The sequence below is a fragment of the Microbacterium sp. Leaf288 genome, assembly GCF_001422925.1.
Lineage (GTDB): Bacteria > Actinomycetota > Actinomycetes > Actinomycetales > Microbacteriaceae > Microbacterium.
On the sequence record NZ_LMNI01000010.1, the window covers coordinates 24,979 to 42,073 of the forward strand.

Sequence of the window (17,095 nt, forward strand, 5' to 3'; positions counted from 1 at the left end):
GGCAAGCGATCGACGGATGCCACGCCCGGGCGTCCCTCGGTTCGCGAGGCGTCCGCGCAGCGGGTAGGATGGGGGAGTTGTCCGCGCGCAAGCGGGGGCTAACGGGATGTGGCGCAGCTTGGTAGCGCACTTGACTGGGGGTCAAGGGGTCGCAGGTTCAAATCCTGTCATCCCGACCAATCGAAAGAGGGTCGGCCGCAAGGTCGACCCTCTTTCGTCGTCTCCTACGAGCGGATCGAGTGTCGCCGCCTCGCGTACGCGACCATCCCTGCGCCCAGAAGGAGCAGGAACCCTGCAGCCGCGAGTGCGGCGGACGGATCCGCACCGGTCGGCGGCAGACCGCCGGTGGCCGGCGGAGTGGCCGGCGGCGTCGTCGCCGGAGGCGTCGTGACCGGTGCCGCCGCGACGACCACGACGATCGTCAGCGCCTCGCCGATACCGCCGTCCTTGTCGGTCGACGTCAGCGACGCCGTGTACGTTCCGGCCGCCGCGTAGGTGTGCGTGACCGGCGGATCCGCGGGACCGACCACCGTCAGGACCGGCGAGCCGTCGCCCCAGTCGACCATGTACGTGAAGTCCGCCGCCATGTCGGCGGACGACGGGTCGTCAGCTCCGACCTTGATGGTGAACGGTGTTCCGGCTGTCGCGGTCAGGGCGCCGGTCACGACGGTGTCGGGCGCCGTGTTGACGACCGCCAGGCTGGTGGTGGCGGTGCTCTGCTGCGAACCGAGCGTCACGCGGAGAGCGATGGTGTGGTTCGACGGGCCGTCGTCGATGCCCACCGCCTCGAGTTGATCCCAGGTCAGCGTGGGCGTCAGGCCGCTCGCGTCGCTGTAGTCGCCGTCCGCGTCGAGATCCCACTCGTATGTGGCTCCGGGGCTGGACCCCGTGCCGTCCAGGGCCACACTGTCTCCCTCGGCCACCGAGTACGGTCCGCCCGCTACCGCGACCGCGGGGGTCCGCACCTCCTGATCGACGCTCCCGCTGCTGGTGGCGTAGGCCGCCGTTGCGGAGTACGTCGCGGTGATGGGGTGCGTGCCGGCGGTCAAGGCGCTGGTGGTGAGCGTCGCGGTGCCGTTCGCGTCGAGCGCGACGGGGGCGCCGAGCGTGCTGCCGGCGTCGGTGAACGATACCGTTCCCCCGGTGACGGGCGACCCGCCGGCGGTCACCGTCGCGGTGAACGTCACGGCGCCACCGACGAGCGAGGGGTTGAGGCTGGACGTGAGGGAGGTGCTCGTCGAAGCGAGGCCGACCACCTGATCCACGCTGTCGTCGCTGGTGGCGAATGCCGCTGTTCCGGAGTATGTCGCGGTGATGCCATGGGTGCCCACACTGAGCGTGCTCGTGGTGAACGTCACCATCCCGTTGGCGTCCAGGGGAACGTTCGAGGCCAGCGGCGTCGCTCCGTCGGCGAACGAGACGGTTCCCCCGGTGACGGGCGATCCACCAGAGGTCACGGTCGCGGTGAACGTCACGGCGTCGCCGAAGGCGGACGGGTTCACACTCGAGGTGAGCGCCGTCGTGGTGGCGCTCACGGTCGCGACCGTGAGGCACCACCCGCCGCCGATCGATCCGGTGTCCCCGCTCGCGTCGTCCACGACCCACAGGCTCCAGACGCCGTTCGCGTTGCCGCCGTTGAACGACGCCAGGGTGGTCGACCCGCTGATGGCCGGAGCGGGCGCGGGGAACGCAGCATCCGTGCCCTCTGTGTCGAGGTCAGTCGGTCGGAACGTGCCGGAGACGAGCGGTGCAGGCACCGAACCGGCAGCGGCGTCGTCGAAGGTGATCGTCGCGCCGCTCACGGGTGCGATGCCGCCGGCGTCGCTCATCAGCAGGAGGTTCGTCGACGGCGTGGGGCCGGACAGCATGACGTCGAGGTCGATCGGCGCGGTGTGCGCGATCCCGTTGAGGGTCGCGGTGACCTTCGTGACCGGTCCGGCGAGCCCTGACACGGTGATGTTCGAGGGATAGGGGGTGGATGCTCCTGCCTGAGGAACCGTCAGCGTCCCCGGGTTGCAGAAGGTGTTCCCGGTGACGACGGTCGTGTTGTCGACCCGCTGCGACACCGAGCCGTTGCTCCCCAGGAATCCGGTGCTGCCCGTGTACGTCGCGAGGATCGCGTGGGTGCCTTCGGTGAGAGTGGTCGTCGTGAGCGAGGCCTGCCCCGAGGCGTTCAGAGCGACCGCAGGGCCGAGGGCGGCGTTGTCCGCCGTGAACGAGACGCTCCCTGTCGTCACGGGGCTGCCCCCGGCGGTGACCGTCGTGGTGAAGGTCACCGGGTCGCCGGTCTTCGACGGCGTGCCCGACGTGGTCACCGTGGTGGTCGTCGCCACCGCGGCCTGCTCGGTCGTGATGACGAGGCTCCATCCGCCTGACATCGTCCCCAGATCTCCCGAGGTGTCGTCGACGATGAACAGCTGCCAGGTGCCGTTGGGGGCGACGCCGGTGAATGCTCCCGCGAGAGTCGTCTGCGCGGATGGAGCGGGCGCGGGCGCAGGGAAGGCGTCTGCGCCGCCGTCGCTGCTCGGACGATATGAACCGGTCGGGACGCTGCCGCTCGGCACGACGCCGGCGGCGGAATCGTCGAAGGTGAGCGTCGCGTTGTTCGACGTCGTCAGCGTGTTCGGCGCGCCGACGTCCGACATCACGACCAGGTTCTGCCCGGTGGGCGCGACGACGAGCGCGTCCACGTCGTTGAGCGCGCCGTGCGTGAGTCCATGGAAGACCACCTGAACCTTCGTGACGAGCCCTGCCAGACCCGACACCGTGATGTTCGACGGATACGGGGTCGCGGGACCGGTCTGGTTCGCCGATCCCGCCTGGGGAATCTCGATCGACGTCGTGTTGCTGAAGGTCGTCGGTCCGTCCGCGTGCGCCAGGGACGGCGCGGCGACGCCGACGAACAGCGCAAGGGCGATGGAGACGGATGCTGCGACCCCGCGCCGCGGGAATGGTGAGCGTGAGGTCTCGCCTCGCCGTGACTCGGAACTGACCATGCTCTGCACCCCTTCGTCGGGATCCGGTGCGCTGGACCGCCGTGGGGCGAGGGTCACGGACACAGGGCTTGAGGGCACCCTATGACCGGCGTGGTCCGCTTGTACAGGTCCGTCGCCGCCTCGACGCAGCGGCGGCGAGGCGGTCAGCCCGCAGTCGTCAGCACGCGCGCGACGCTGTTCACCCGTGCATCGGGCGTCGACTCGTCGATGTTGACGACGACGGGCTGGTGCTCGAGCACCTCTTCGCGCTCGTACTGTGCATACGACATCACGATGACGACGTCGCCGGTGTGGACGAGGCGCGCGGCGGCGCCGTTGATCTGCATCACTCCGGTGCCGCGCTCGCCGGCGATCGTGTAGGTCTCGAATCGTGCGCCGTTGTTCACGTCGACGACGTGCACCTGCTCGTGCTCGACGATGTCGGCGACCTCCAGCAGATCGGCGTCGATCGTGATCGAGCCGACGTAGTTCAGGTCGCTGCCCGTGACGGTTGCGCGGTGGATCTTGGACTTGAGCAGGGTGCGACGCAAGGGAACTCCTGGGGATAGTGGATCGAGTCCAATAATAGGATCGGTTGCCGCCCGAATCGTGGTCCCGTGTCAGCCCCAGGTAGTCTGGACCCGATGGGGAACACTCGTGCCGAAGCGGCATATCTGCGGGCTCTCGCGGCGTTCCGAACCCCCACCCTCGACCTTCTCCACGGTCGCTACGCGCCCTTCGTGGTCGCGGCCCTCTCGATCGTGTTCACGGTCGATCGCCCGTCGGTCGAGATCTCCGATGCGCACGCCGAGGTCGCCGAGATCCTCGACGAACTCCGTGCCGCAGGCTACGACGAGGGCGATCGCACGCTCCCGGTCGGCACCGCCCGCGAGATCTGCCGCTACTGGGTGCGGGTCGGATGGCTCGTGCCGCAGATCGACGGTGACGCCGAGGTGTACCGCCTCACCGCGCACGCGGTGGGCGCGCTCGAGATCACGGGCCGCACGGCCGGCGGCCGGACGCGCGTGTCGAACTCGCGCGTGCGCACTCTGCTCGAGGCGGTCGAGCGCCTCTCCGATCATGCCGAGACGGATCCCGCCGTCCGGATGGCCCGCCTCATCCAGGAGCGCGATGCGCTCGACGCCGAGATCGCCCGCCTCGAGCTCGGCCAGTCCGAGCCGATCGACGACGAGCAGCTCCTCGAAGAGGCCGAGAACGTCCTGCACCTGGCCCGCGAGCTCCCGGCGGACTTCACACGCGTCGCGGAATCCATCAAGGCCATGCAGCGCGACGTCGTCGCCGACCTGCGTCGTGACGTCCGTCCGACCGGCGAGGTGCTGCGCGAGTACCTCCAGCGCGGCCAGCACGTCATGCAGTCGACCGCCGAGGGTCGCGCCTTCGCCGGCGCGTTGCGCCTGATCGGCGATCCGGAACGCATCGACAGCCTCACCGAGCAGCTGCACACGCTGCTCGCGCAGCCGTTCACGCGTCTCATGGACGGCGAGCAGCGCAAGGAGTTGGACGCCATCGGCCGCCGGGTCGAGCTCGGCGTCGAGGAGGTCCTCACCGCACAGCGCCGCGCCTCCCGCGTCATCACCGGTCAGGTCCGCACCCACGACCCGATCCGCGACCGCCAGGTCGACGATCTGCTCCGCGACGTCATGTCGGGTCTGCAGACGTGGACCCGCAGCTCGTCCTCCGATGCCCCGGTCGAGCCGCTCCGCAGCCTCCCGATGGCAGACCTCGGCCACCTGCGGCAGTCGGTGAGCGACATCCGTCCTCCCGGCGCGCCCGCTCCGCTCACCGCCGCAGACGAGGACGCCCAGTTCGCGGATGCTGACACCCGCGCGTGGGGAGGACCCCGGTACGCCGAGCTCGAGGCCTACGTCGCCGGCCTCGGCGACGAGTTCGATCTGGGCGACGCGTTCCAGGGGGCCGATGACGAGGCCCGGCGACCGGTGGACCTCGTGGGCCTTCTCGAGATCGCTCACCGCAACGGCATGAGCGAAGGCGGCGAAGTGTCCGTCGTCGAAGCCCTGCGCCCCGACGGGACGACGCGACGGTTCGCGTTCGGATCCGTGACCGCCCGCACCGCGAAGGAGCACGACCATGACTGAGACCGCCACACAGGCCGATCTCGAGGCCGGCGATCTCGATGCCACCGACATCGCCGTCGAGGACGCTGCCGCGAGCGATGCGTTCATCGCGCCCGCGGCGATGGAGGACGACCTCGACGAGCTCTTCCCCGGCGACCGCGGCGTGCTCGACCCTGCGGTGCGGCGCGTGTTCGTGCACGTCCTGCAGCGGCGGTTCCTCCTGGCGGACCGCAACCGCGAGGAGTGGACGGTGCTGCTCGACAACCAGCAGCTCCTCGAATCGCGCCTCAACGACCTCTTCGTCCGCCTGGTGGTCGACCACGACCGCGGCGTCGCGTACAAGCAGCAGGTGCGCTCCGACGAGCTCGAGATGCCCATCCTGCTCAGGGATGCCCCGTACACGCGCTCCGAGACGCTCGTCCTCGTGCACCTGCGCACGGTCTACCAGCGCGAGTCGGCGGCGGGGGAGCCGGCGGCCCGCGTCGACATCGAAGACGTCGAGCAGACGGTCATGAGCTACTTCGTCGATGCCGACGGCGACACCGCCCGCCGGCAGCGCTCGATCCGCAAGGCGATGGACCGGCTGGCGCGCGACGGCATCGTCGATGAGGAGACCACCGGCCGGTTCCGCATCAGCCCGCTCGTCGAGATCGTGCTGAGCGCCGAGAAGCTGCGCGAGCTGCGCGACTGGCTGCGCACGCAGTCTGATCCGGCGGGCGCGCAGGGCGCAGCATCCGTCGCCGCCGTCGATGTGTTCGACGAGACCGACGAAGACGACGAAGACGACCTCGAGGAGACCTCGCTGTGACGATGCTCGACACGCTGTTCGGGCTGATCCCGGCGGCATCGCGCGGGCAGCAGTGGCTCGCCGAGGACCTGCAGCTCGTCAACTGGGGTGGCTACGACGGCGCGCACCGCGTGCGGTTCTCACCCGAGGCGACCCTGCTGTGCGGCGGGTCGGGCTCGGGCAAGTCGACGCTCATGGACGCGTACATCGCGCTCATGATGCCTCACACGACGCCGTTCAACGGCGCGTCCAACGGGGGAGTGACGGGGCGTCCGCGCGGCGACGAGCAGCGCAACATCCTCTCCTACGGACGCGGCAAGCTCGACGAGTCGCGCACCGACGAGGGTACGAAGATGCGCGTGCTCCGCGGCGACGGCGAAGACACGTGGACCGCCGTCGCGATGACGTGGATCGACCACGACGGGTCCCGCTTCACTGCCGTGCGCGCGTGGTACATCCCGGCCGGCGCGCGTGTGCTCGAAGACACCGTGCGCGTCCGCGCGACGACGGACCGGGCGTTCGATCTCAGCTCGCTCCAGGAAGCCGCCGCGCTGCGCCTCTCCGACCTCTCCCTCCGCAACGCAGGGCTCGACCCGGTGGGCACCGATCGCGAGTTCTCGGCACGACTGCACGCCGTGCTCGGGATCGGCGCTGCGGGCGCGGGGGGCAAGGCGATGAGCCTGCTCGCCCGCATCCAGGCCGGCCAGCAGATCACGACGGTGGACGACCTGTACAAGCGTCTCGTGCTCGAAGAGCCCGAGACGATGACCACTGCCGACGCCGTCGTCGCGCACTTCGACGGCCTCGAGAGCACGCGCACGCGCATGCTGACGGCGCGCCAGCAGGTGAGCGCGCTCGAGCCTCTCCGTGAGCTGCGCGAGAAGATCGCGGTGGCGCTCGAGCGCGTGCGGCTGATCGACGAGGTCGGCGAGTTCTCCGACCCGGCATCGCTGGCGACGCTCTGGCGCGCCGATCGACGACTGGGCATGCTGCGCGAGGTCGAGACCGAGCTGCGCGACCGCAAGAATGCGGCCGACACCGCGCTTCGTGAAAAGCGGGCGCTGGCCGACGCCGCCGAGGCGGAGCGCGACGGTCTGGTCGAGGTGCTGCGACTCTCGGGCGGCGATCGCCTCGAGACCGCCCAGCGGGAGCTGCGCGAGGTCGAGCGGCGGCTGACCGCGACACAGAGTCGCCGCGCGGGCTTCGACGCAGACCTGCGGGCGATCGGCGAGGACGCGGCCACGCAGGCCGAGTTCGCCGAGCTGATCGACCGCGCCCGTGAGAGCCTCGCCGACCGCGATGCGAAGGGCGGCGTGCGGGCCGAGTACGCCGAGGCGATCTCGGCGGAGAAGTCTGCAGCACGCGAGATCGCCGAGCTGGAGGCAGAGGTGCGGCGGACGACAGGGCTGCAGGGCAACATCCCGCGGGCGCTGCACGAATCGCGCGAGCTCGTGGCGCGCGCGGCCGGCATCGAGGTCGAGGACCTGCCGTTCGTCGGCGAGCTCGTCGAGGTGCGCACGGAGTTCGAGCCGTGGCGCGAGGCCTTCAACCTCGCACTGGGCGGTTTCGCGACGACGCTCCTCATCGACGTGGATCACCTTGGGCGATTCCGCACGGCGATCGACTCCGTGCGCACGCCGGTGCGGCTGCGCTACGAGGGGGTCCACGCCGGACTCGACGAGGCGGACCTGCGCGACACGACCACGCTGCCCGGCCGCCTGGACTACCAGAGCACGCCGTTCACGGGGTGGCTGCGGGAGCGTCTCGCCGACCGCTTCGGCTTCGTGTGCGTCGATTCCGCCGCCGGCCTGTCGCAGCACCGCATGGCGCTCACGATCACCGGCCAGATGTCGCAGGGCAGTCGTGGTGCGCACGGCGGCCACGGCCGTGAGAACGTGCTCGGGTTCTCCAACGACCGGCGTCTCGCCGACCTCGCGCGGCAGCTCGACGACGCCCGTGCGCGGCTCGAGCGCGCGACGGAGGACCGCACGCGGGCGGATGCCGCGCTGGACGCCGTCGACGCTCGCTTCGCGGTGTACGCCAAGGTCCGCGATCTCACCTGGGAACAGGTCGACGTCGCCGCCGTCACGGCCGAGCGGGACCGTTGGCTCGCCGTGCAGGACGACGTGACGTCATCCAATCCCGAGATCGCCCGCGTGCAGGGGCAGATCGCCGCGGCCAAGGGCAAGGCGGCGCGCCTGCGCGAAGAGATCGCGCGCACCGTGGTCGAGCGCGAGCAGATCGAGTCGCAGTGGAGCGACGTCATCGATGACGTCGACGCGGACCAGACGGTGATCGATGCCGCAGAAGACGCGGGACGGATGCTGCGCCCCGAGCAGATCGCGTTCCTCGACGACCGTTTCCGCCTGACCGAGACGTCGCGGCCGGCGAGCGCATCGGACGCGCTGGCCGGTTTCGTCGCCGCGCTCACGACCGCCGCGCAGCGGCTCACCGAAGACCGCCGCGCTGCCGCCGACTCGCTCGAGCAGCAGCGCGACGGCGTGCGGCGGATCATGGTGAGCTTCCTCGAGCGCTGGCCGAACCCGAACCTGCTGCCCGACCCGGATGAGTCCGTCGGGGACTTCGAGCGCATCCTCGAGGCGCTCCGAACGAGCGGGCTGCACGAGCTCGAGGCCGAGTGGCGCGACAGCCTTCTGAAGCTGTCGGGCAACGACCTCACCAACCTCGACTCGACGCTGAGCCGCTCCATCCGCGAGATCCGCGACCGCATCGCGCCGATCAACGAGATCATGCAGGACCTGCCGTTCTACGACGACGATCACCGCCTGCAGATCACGACGCGCGAGAACCAGTCGGAGGCGCGGCGCCGCTTCCGCCGCGAACTGCGCGAGGTGCGGGCGCTCATCGAGGCGGCGTCGACCGACGAGGAGCGCGAGCAGGTGTACCGGCGGATGTCGAAGCTGATCGGTCACATGCGCCGCTCGGCCCCCGACTTCGGCGACCTGATCGACGTGCGCAACCACGTCCGCGTGAGCGCGGAGCGGGTCGACGCCGTCACGAAGCAGCACGTCGCCCTGTACGACCACATCGGCGAGAAGTCCGGCGGCGAGTCGCAGGAGCTGATCGCCTTCATCGTCGGTGCCGCCCTGCGCTATCAGCTCGGCGATGCCGGTGCGGTGCGTCCGCGCTATGCCCCGGTGTTCATGGACGAGGCGCTGATCAAGGCCGACGCGCACTTCACCAAGCGCGCGATCGGCGCGTGGCGCGGCCTCGGCTTCCAGCTCGTGATCGGTGCGCCGAACGACAAGTACAGCGCCATCGAGCCGCACGTCGACGTCGAGTACGACATCCTCAAGGACACCCGCGGCCGCTCGTGGGCGAAGCCCAAGGTCGGCCTGCGGGGCTGACCCTTACGCCCTCGAGCCGCCCGACTCCCACGCCTCTCGCGTGAGGAACGCGAGCTGCCCCGACTTGCCGGGCAGCTCGACCTGCGGTCCGAGCGCGAACCCGAAGAGACGAGCACGTGCGACGGCGCGGTCGTTGCCGACGTCGGGCTCGATCACGATGCGGTCCACGGCCGGCTGGGAGAAGAGGAAACCAGCGATCACGTGCGCCACGCGGGTGGTGAAGCCGCGCACGGGCGCGCCACGGTCGCCGAGAAGGAAGTGGATGCCGACATCCCCGGGCTCCGTGGCATACACCTCGCCGAGTGGGTCGTTCTCGGGCTCGTACGTCTGCAGCAGCACGATCGGGAGGCCCTCGCGCCGGATCAGGAAGGCGTGGTGGGTCGAGAGAGAGTCGACGTACGCGTAGAGGTCGCTCAGCTCCTGGGGCGTGAGGTCGCCGAGCCCCCAGAATCGGGCGGTCGGTGCCGTGACCCAGCGGTGGATGACCTCGAGATCGGCGACGGGATCGAGCACGGCGACCTCGACGCGGCCGAGCACCGGGTCGTCGGCCGTGTGCACGATGGCTCCGGAGGGTCCGCTCACGAGGCGCTGTGTGCTGAGGGTGGTCATACGGCTCCTGTCGGGGCATCGGGTCGGAGGCGGGACCAGTCGGTCACGACCCGCGCGGGTCGGACCTCGGCCCACGCGGACAGCTGATCCGCGAAGTGGGGTGAGGCGGGGTCGCCGGCGGCGCCGAACGGCACGCTCCACAGGCTGTTCTCCCGGTCGGCGAGATCCCACGCCCATCGTGCGACCGAGCCTCGCCACGATCGGTCGGTGACACCGGGGGTCGAGCCCGTGCACCGTACGGTGTCGCCGTCGCCCGACAGCGGCACGTCGAGGCCCGCTCCCGGATCGACCGTGCCGCGCACGTCGGCGAGCAGGTGCACCGGAAGCAGTCGATGCGTCGCGCCCCACTCGTCCGCGTCGGTGGCGTCATCGAGCGCCGCAGCCGCCAGGGGCTCGACGTCGTCGCGCAGCGCAGGGTGTGCGAGCAGCCTCGTCAATGCCGCGGCGACCTGGCCGGTGATGCCGAGCCACGGGTCGAACACCGCGCCGTAGCCGTGCGGCGTGTGCAATGCCGCCAGCGCGGGGTGTGCGGCGACGCGCCGCACGAGCGCGGCTCGCCATGCCGCGAACATGCCGCCCGAGACGGATGCTGCGTCCATCCGTCCGTCCCACTCCCACAGCGCATCGCGCACCGCTGCGGCAAGCGGCGGCAGTGGCCCCCGCGGCAGGAACTGCAGCAGCGCGATCGCCGAGCCGCTCGCCGTGTCGCTCCACACGGGCCCGAAGTCGTCGACGGACCCCGGCCGGAGTTCCTCGAGCAGGACCCGGATGCGGTCCGCGCGGTGGGACGACGAGTACGCCCACCCGAGGTCGATCTCCGGGCGGCCGGGGCGTTCGTTCGCATCCACCGCCACGTCGGTCACCTCGAGTGGGCGCGTGCCCGCTCGATCCGCCACCGCCTCCGCACGCAACGGCAGTCGACGCTCGGGGCGCGGGCGATCCGGCGTCACGCCCACCGTCGCGGCGAGCACCGTGCCGTCGCGGTCGGCGGCGAGCACGCGGTTCACCGGATCGACCCATCGTCCGAATGCGGTCACGACATCCCCGGCCGACCGCGCTCGCAGCAGGCCGAGCAGTGCGCCGGCGCCGAGGTCGGCGTTCGTCCGCGCGGGCATGCGCACGCTCCACCCGACGAGCTCGTCGCGGTCCGCCCGGAGCTCGGTCACGACCGTGCCCCGCTCCGTCTCGATCGCCTCGACGTCGACCGGATCGCCGCCTCGAACCCGGATCACCGAGCGCTCGACGTCGACGTCGCGCCAGCCGTCCGGGCCGAGCGCCTGCACGCCGCCCGGCACGCGGCGCAGTCGCTCGCGGAACAGGTCCACCCCGTGCGCCATCGCGTTCGTCACGCCCCACGCGGCGTCACCGGTGTGCCCGAAGTGCGGGGCCCCGGGCACGCCGGGGAACGCGAGGCCGACGACATCGAACTCGTCGCACGCGAGCCGCACCTGCTGGTACACGCCGGGCAGCTCGAAGATGCGGTGTGGGTCGCCGGCGAGCAGCGGCAGCCCGCTCGCCGTCCTCGAGCCGTGCAGCGCCCACGCGTTGCTCCCCGACGTCGGCAGGGTCTCGTCGCCGCCGTCGCCGTACCCCGCGAAGACGTCGACCCATGCGTCGCCGAGCGTCGCGGCGACGTGCTCGCGCCACAGCATCACGGGGAACGTCGAGAACAGCGCGTGCGCGACGTGCAGTACGCCGAGCGGGTCGTGGTCTTCCCAGGGTTCCAGGGGTCGCTCGTCGCCGAAGTGGGCGTCGAGCGCCGCGAACTCGGTCGCACCGGCTCCCATCGCCGACATCCCGCGCCGGACCCCCACCGCATAGCGGGTGACGAACGCGCGGGTCTCAGCATCCGTCCCCTCCAGCGCTCGGCGCGCGGTGTCGTCGAGCCGTGCCCGTCGCGCGAAGACATCCCACGCCACGCCGGCCGCGCCGATCAGCTCCGACAACCGCCCCGCCGCACGCAGCCGGTCGACCTCGATCTGCCAGCCACGGTCGCGCGCCGTCACCTCTCCCTGCGCCTCGGCGAGATCGCCCACGTCCGCCGCCCGGAGGTGAGGGATGCCGAGGCCGTCGCGATAGACCTCCGCCATGTCGTCAGACTCCCACAGGCTCCCGCAGCGCGACCGAGCCCACGCGCGAACGCGCGACCGGGTTCGACAGTGTGCCCGCGTACATCAGCGACGCGGACTGGTTCGCGAGATCCACCATCTGCAGCGTGTTGCGCAGCTGCAGGCGGTTGAGGCACGAGTGCGCGAACGCATCGGCGCGCAGATCCACGCGCGAGTCGATCCACGGATGCTGCGCCTCGTGCTCGTCGATGATCTCGGCGGCGATCCGCCAGAACGCGTTCTCGGGCAGCGTGCCGTCGGCGTGGAGGATGCCGGCGAGGTGCCGCAGCACGCCGTCGAACACGTCGGTGAAGATCGCGAGCGCCTTCTCCTCGTCGTCGACCGGCGAGACGATGCGGCGCACGTCCTCCGGCACGGTCCGGTCGGCGAGCAAGGCCACCTCTTCGCCGATGTCCTTCATGAACACGCCGGTGGGAACGTGGTCCTCCAGGATGAGGATGAGGTTCTCGCCGTGCGGCATGAAGGCGAGGTCGTGCGCGAGCAGGCAGTGCACGAGCGGACGCAGGTAAGCCCTCAGGTAGGCGCGCACCCATGTCGTCGCCTCGATGCCCGACTCCCGCACCAGCGCCGTCGCGTACGAGTGCCCCCGCGCGTCGCGATGCAGCAGCGACGCCATGGTCGCGAGCCGTTCGCCCGGCGCGATCAGCGGTACGGGGCTCTCGCGCCAGAGGGCGGCGAGCATCTTGCGGTGGGCCGACGGCGCCGGCGTGCGGTGGTACGCGTCGCCGGTGTACCCGATCGAGGCGCGCTCGCGCAGCACGCGGAAGCCCGAGTCACGAAGCGTCGCGTCGCCGGCCACGAGCTCGGCGACCCAGTCGTTGATGGCGGGCGTCACGCGCATGTAGGCGGGCGACAGTCCGCGCAGGAACCCCATGTTCTGCACCGCCAGCGCCGTCTTGACGTAGTGGCGCTCGGGGTGCGTCGCGTTGAACATCGTGCGCACCGACTGCTGCGCGCGGTACTCGTCGTCGCTCTCGCCGATCAGCACGAGATCGCGGCGCGCGATGTCGGGCGCGAACGTGATCGCGATGCGGTTCTCCCACTGCCACGGGTGCACCGGCAGCAGGTGGTAGTGGGCGCGGGTCTCGCCGAGCTCGGTCAGCCGATCCGCGAAGCGCGCGTGCTCGGCGGGGGAGAGCTCGCCGGAGAGGAGGGATGCCTCGTCCAGGCCGGCGCCGAGCGCCAGATGCGATGTCGAACGCCGCGCGGCGAGCCACACCAGGCGGAACGGCCGACCGGCTTCGGGGGAGTAGGCGGCGTGCGCCGAGACGCCGAAGCCGATGCGGCCGTTGTTCGCGACGAACCCGGGGTGCCCCTCGGTCATCGCGGACTCGATCGTCTGGAAGTCGGCCCCGAGCAGGTCGTCGGCCGACGGCCCGCCGTGCGCGACCTTGAACGCCGCGCTCGCCAGAGTGGACGCGATCTCTTCGAGGTAGATCGGCAGCAGTGCGTCGGACAGGCCGAGCACCGGCTGCAGCTCGAGGATGAGCGCCTGCGCGTCGAGGTCGGCGGGCTCGCCGGCCACGAGCCGGTGCAGGCTCGCCTCGTCGAGGACCCAGTGCTCGAGCTCGGTGCGGACCGCCGCGAACCGGTACTCGACGTCGGCGTCCGGCACGACGACCCGCCAGCCGTCCGGGATCGCCTCGGGCGCGAGAAGTCGCTCGTGGCTGAACTCGGCGATCGCCTTGGCGACCAGGTGGCGCTGGGCGTCGGCGAGGTGCGCGGGGGAGAGATGAGTGGCGGGGGCGGTCATGCGGGGATCCCTGTTCGTGCGAGTGCGGGCGCCGCGACGGCGGCGAGTTCGGAGCGGGCGTAGTCGTCGCGCGTGCAGACGGAGAGCACCGCGGTCTTGGTGTGGTCGCCGTCGTCGACCGAGACGAAGCGCAGCTCGGTGAAGCCGGCGCGGAGGTTCTTGCACCGGATGCGGTCGTTGCGGGCGTCGGGCTCGACGACGACGCGCTGCGCGCCGAGTTCGTCGAAGCACCACGTCATGACCGCGGCGAAGACCGCGTCGGTGAGGCCGTGGCGGGGCGCGCCTTCGGGCGGAGCGATGAGCACGTGCATGCCGAGATCGCCGGGGAGCGGATCATGGATGCCGCGCAGCAGCACCTGCGCCGGGTCGTACGTCTCGGCGAAGAAGGTGGGGACGCGGTCGACCAGGCCGAGCCAGGCCTGCTGATGCGGATCTGCCGTGACGTCCGAGAGGTAGTCGCGCACGGCGCCGACGTCGAGGTCGCCCATGCCCCAGAACGCGGCGTGCGGGTCGGCGAGCCACCGCTGCAGCGCCGGGGCGTCGCGCTGCGGGTCGGCGGGGACGATCGAGGTCGCGAGCGTCATCGGGCGGCCCCGACGGTCGCGGGCACGTCGGCCGGTACCCCGAAGTCCTGGAAGGCGATGCGCCGCTCGATCGGGTACACCTCGCGGCCGATGATCGACGAGAGGATCGACGAGTTGCGCCACGCGCCGAAGCCGAGGTCGGGCGCGGTGAGGCCGTGGGTGTGCTCCTCGCCGTTCTGCACGAACACGCGGCCGCCGTCGACGCTGTAGTCGCGCGCCACCGCGAGACGGCCGAGCATGTCGTGGTCGAGGCGGTGGGCGATCGGCTCCAGGAAGGGTGGCGTCTGCGCGGCGTAGCCGGTGGCGAGCACGAGCGACGCGGTCTCGCGTTCGTGCTCGCGATCCACCTGCGCGTGGCGCAGCTGCAGGCGGTACCGTGAGCCGTCCCATTCGGCGGACGTCACCTCGGTGTCGGTCATCAGCGTGGTCGGCACCGGGCCGTCGGCGCTCAACCGGTAGAGGGTGTCGTAGATGTCGTCGATCAGGTCGGCCGAGATGCCCTTGTAGAGACTCCGCTGTTCGCGCCCCAGGTGCTGACGGATGCCTATCGGCAGCGCGTGGAAGTGATCGGTGTACTCCGGCGACGTCATCTCGAGCGTGAGCTTGGTGTACTCCATCGGGAAGAACCGGGGCGAGCGGGTGATCCAGTCGAGCCGGTAGCCGCCGTCCCGCGTGCCCTCGAGCAGATCGCGGTAGATCTCCGCCGCGGACTGGCCGCTGCCGACCACCGTGATGGAACCCGACGCGCGCAGCGCGTCGCGCTGATCCAGGTACTGCGAGCTGTGGATCACGGGGCCCTCGAGCCCGCGAAGGGCCGCGGGGATGACGGGCTGCGTGCCGACTCCGAGCACGACGTGCCGCGCGCGCAGCTCGCGCTCCTCACCGGTATCGGTGCGCATCGCGCGCACGATGTAGGTGTCGTCGGCGGGGTCGTGCTCGACGGCGATCACCTCCTGGTTCCAGCGCAGATTCGGCAGCTGCGCGGCGGCCCATCGGCAGTACGCGTCGTACTCGGTGCGCAGGGCGTAGAAGCTCTCGCGGATGTAGAAGGGGTAGAGGCGGCCGGTCTGCTTGAGCCAGTTGACGAACGAGAACGGCGAGGTCGGGTCGGCCATCGTCACGAGGTCGGCGAGGAACGGCACCTGAATGGTGGCGCCCTCGATCATCATGCCGTGATGCCAGCGGAACCCGTCGGCGCGATCGAGGAAGACCGCGTCCAGCCCGGTCGGCTCGGCGAGGCACGCCAGCCCGAGGTTGAACGGGCCGATTCCGACTCCGACGATGTCGTGCACGTGCGCGCTCATGCGGACGCCTCCGCACCCGCGAGAGCCTCGTCGAACTCGGGCGCGATGCCGGCGAGGGTGGTGGCGGCATCCTTCACCATCGCGAGGATCTGACGGATGTCGTCGAGGGTGGTCTCGGGATTGAGCAGCGTCAGCTTGAGGCACGGTCGCCCGTCGATCACGGTCTTCGCGACGAGCGCCCGGCCCGACTCGAACAGCACGCGCCGGATGCCCGCCACGAGGGCATCCCGCGCCAGGTCGTCGACGCCCTCGGGGCGCACGCGGAACAACACGGTGCTGAGCTGCGTCCGGCCGACGAGCTCGAGCTGGGGATCCGCCGCGATCTCATCGCCTACCGCCGCCGCGAGGTCGATGACCGTGTCGAACATCTCGCCGATCCGGTCGGCGCCGAGCGCGCGAAGCGTGACCCAGAGCTTGAGCGCATCGAACCGGCGTGTGGTCTGCAGCGACACGTCGACCTGGTTCGGCTCGTCGTTCTCGAGTGGGTTGAGATAGTCCGCGTGCCACGCGCCCGCCGCGAGATCGCGGGGCTCCCGCACCAGGATCGCGCTCGACGACACCGGCTGGAAGAAGCTCTTGTGGAAGTCGACCGTCACCGACCGTGCGCGCTCGACGCCCGCGAGCAGGTGCCGTCGGCGCGGCGACACGAGCAGCCCGCAGCCGTAGGCCGCGTCCACGTGCAGCCACACGGCGTGCTCCTGGCAGACGTCCGCGATCGCGGCGACCGGGTCGATCACGCCGCGGTCGGTCGTACCGGCGGTCGCCACGACGGCCATCGGAAGGCGACCGGATGCTGCGGCCTCGCGCAGCGCGAGTGCCAGGGCCGCGGCATCCATCCGTCCCTCCCCGTCGCCGGGGACCTCGATGACCGCGTCGTCGGCGAGACCGAGCAGGAGTGCGGACTTGCCGACGCTGAAGTGGCTCGATGCCGTCGCGAAGACCACGAGCCGGGAGAGCGCGCGCGGGCGCGGCAGGGCAGTGGCGGCCAGCGCCGCCTCACGGGCGAGCAGCAGCGCGTGGAGGTTGGACTGCGTCCCGCCCGAGGTGAAGACACCGCCGCCGTGCGTGAAGCCGACGCGGTCAGCGACCCACCCGATCAGTCGCCGCTCCATGAGCGTCCCGACAGCGGACTGGTCGTACGTGTCGACCGACGTGTTGACCGCCGCGAGGACGGTCTCGGCAGCGACCGCGGGCAGCGCGACCGGGCAGTTGAGGTGGGCGGCGTAAGCGGGGTGGTGGAACCACACGGCGTGCTCGAGGAACAGCTGATCGATCTCACGGACGGCCTGCGAAGATCCCACGCCGTCGCCGTCGAGGGGCACGTCGTCGACGAGCCTCTGCAGATCGGCGCGGGAGGCGCCCGAGAAGGGCTGCGTCGTCGTCTCGAACCGGTCGGCGACCTGCGCCGAGGTCTGTGCGATGAGGTCGCGGTAAGCGTCGGCGGTGGGGCGCGTGAGCAGATCGAGCACGGGGGAGAGCTCCTTTGTTAG

At 71.0% G+C, this 17,095-nt stretch carries 11 protein-coding genes and 1 tRNA gene; 4 read left to right on the forward strand and 8 right to left on the reverse strand.

Annotated elements, in window-relative coordinates; genetic code table 11:
* Window positions 1-102 precede the first annotated feature (102 nt).
* Window positions 103-179: transfer RNA gene (locus ASF40_RS04285), tRNA-Pro, on the forward strand.
* Window positions 180-224: 45 nt separating this feature from the next.
* Here the strand turns inward: ASF40_RS04285 and ASF40_RS04290 are convergent.
* Window positions 225-2,996 (reverse strand): Ig-like domain repeat protein, encoded by a 2,772-nt coding sequence (locus ASF40_RS04290; protein WP_056367018.1) that lies wholly within the window; start codon window positions 2,994-2,996, stop codon window positions 225-227.
* A 143-nt stretch (window positions 2,997-3,139) separates the two neighbouring features.
* Window positions 3,140-3,526: an aspartate 1-decarboxylase gene (gene panD, locus ASF40_RS04295; protein ID WP_056367019.1), complete on the reverse strand. Its 387-nt coding sequence runs from the start codon at window positions 3,524-3,526 to the stop codon at window positions 3,140-3,142.
* Between the two features lie 93 nt (window positions 3,527-3,619).
* Between panD and ASF40_RS04300 the strand changes: the two genes are divergently transcribed.
* The 3 genes from ASF40_RS04300 to ASF40_RS04310 are packed head-to-tail and all read left to right on the forward strand — an operon-like array spanning window position 3,620 to window position 9,226.
* On the forward strand, window positions 3,620-5,092 hold the full coding sequence (locus ASF40_RS04300) for a DUF3375 domain-containing protein (protein WP_056367020.1): 1,473 nt from the start codon (window positions 3,620-3,622) through the stop codon (window positions 5,090-5,092).
* A complete protein-coding gene (locus ASF40_RS04305) occupies window positions 5,085-5,879 on the forward strand; it encodes a DUF4194 domain-containing protein (protein WP_056367021.1) in 795 nt (264 codons plus the stop codon). Before ASF40_RS04300 ends, ASF40_RS04305 begins: the two co-directional genes overlap by 8 nt.
* Window positions 5,876-9,226, forward strand: coding sequence for an ATP-binding protein (locus ASF40_RS04310; protein ID WP_056367022.1), 3,351 nt, complete (start codon window positions 5,876-5,878; stop codon window positions 9,224-9,226). The genes ASF40_RS04305 and ASF40_RS04310 overlap by 4 nt, the downstream gene beginning before the upstream one ends.
* Before the next feature lie 3 nt (window positions 9,227-9,229).
* On the opposite strand, the gene ASF40_RS04315 is transcribed toward ASF40_RS04310, so the two are convergent.
* From ASF40_RS04315 to ASF40_RS04340, 6 genes are read right to left on the reverse strand one after another with little or no spacing between them, the layout of a single operon-like run.
* Complete coding sequence (locus ASF40_RS04315; RefSeq protein WP_056367023.1) at window positions 9,230-9,835, reverse strand: GNAT family N-acetyltransferase; 606 nt, start codon at window positions 9,833-9,835, stop codon at window positions 9,230-9,232.
* Window positions 9,832-11,925, reverse strand: a complete 2,094-nt coding sequence (locus ASF40_RS04320; protein WP_056367024.1) for a penicillin acylase family protein — start codon at window positions 11,923-11,925, stop codon at window positions 9,832-9,834. The genes ASF40_RS04315 and ASF40_RS04320 overlap by 4 nt, the downstream gene beginning before the upstream one ends.
* A gap of 4 nt (window positions 11,926-11,929) precedes the next feature.
* A complete protein-coding gene (locus tag ASF40_RS04325; protein ID WP_056367025.1) occupies window positions 11,930-13,717 on the reverse strand; it encodes an IucA/IucC family protein in 1,788 nt (595 codons plus the stop codon).
* On the reverse strand, window positions 13,714-14,301 hold the full coding sequence (locus ASF40_RS04330) for a GNAT family N-acetyltransferase (protein ID WP_056367026.1): 588 nt from the start codon (window positions 14,299-14,301) through the stop codon (window positions 13,714-13,716). Before ASF40_RS04330 ends, ASF40_RS04325 begins: the two co-directional genes overlap by 4 nt.
* Window positions 14,298-15,605, reverse strand: coding sequence for a lysine N(6)-hydroxylase/L-ornithine N(5)-oxygenase family protein (locus tag ASF40_RS04335; RefSeq protein ID WP_056367027.1), 1,308 nt, complete (start codon window positions 15,603-15,605; stop codon window positions 14,298-14,300). Before ASF40_RS04335 ends, ASF40_RS04330 begins: the two co-directional genes overlap by 4 nt.
* A complete protein-coding gene (locus ASF40_RS04340) occupies window positions 15,602-17,074 on the reverse strand; it encodes a pyridoxal phosphate-dependent decarboxylase family protein (protein ID WP_056367028.1) in 1,473 nt (490 codons plus the stop codon). The genes ASF40_RS04335 and ASF40_RS04340 overlap by 4 nt, the downstream gene beginning before the upstream one ends.
* Between the last annotated feature and the right edge of the window lie 21 nt (window positions 17,075-17,095).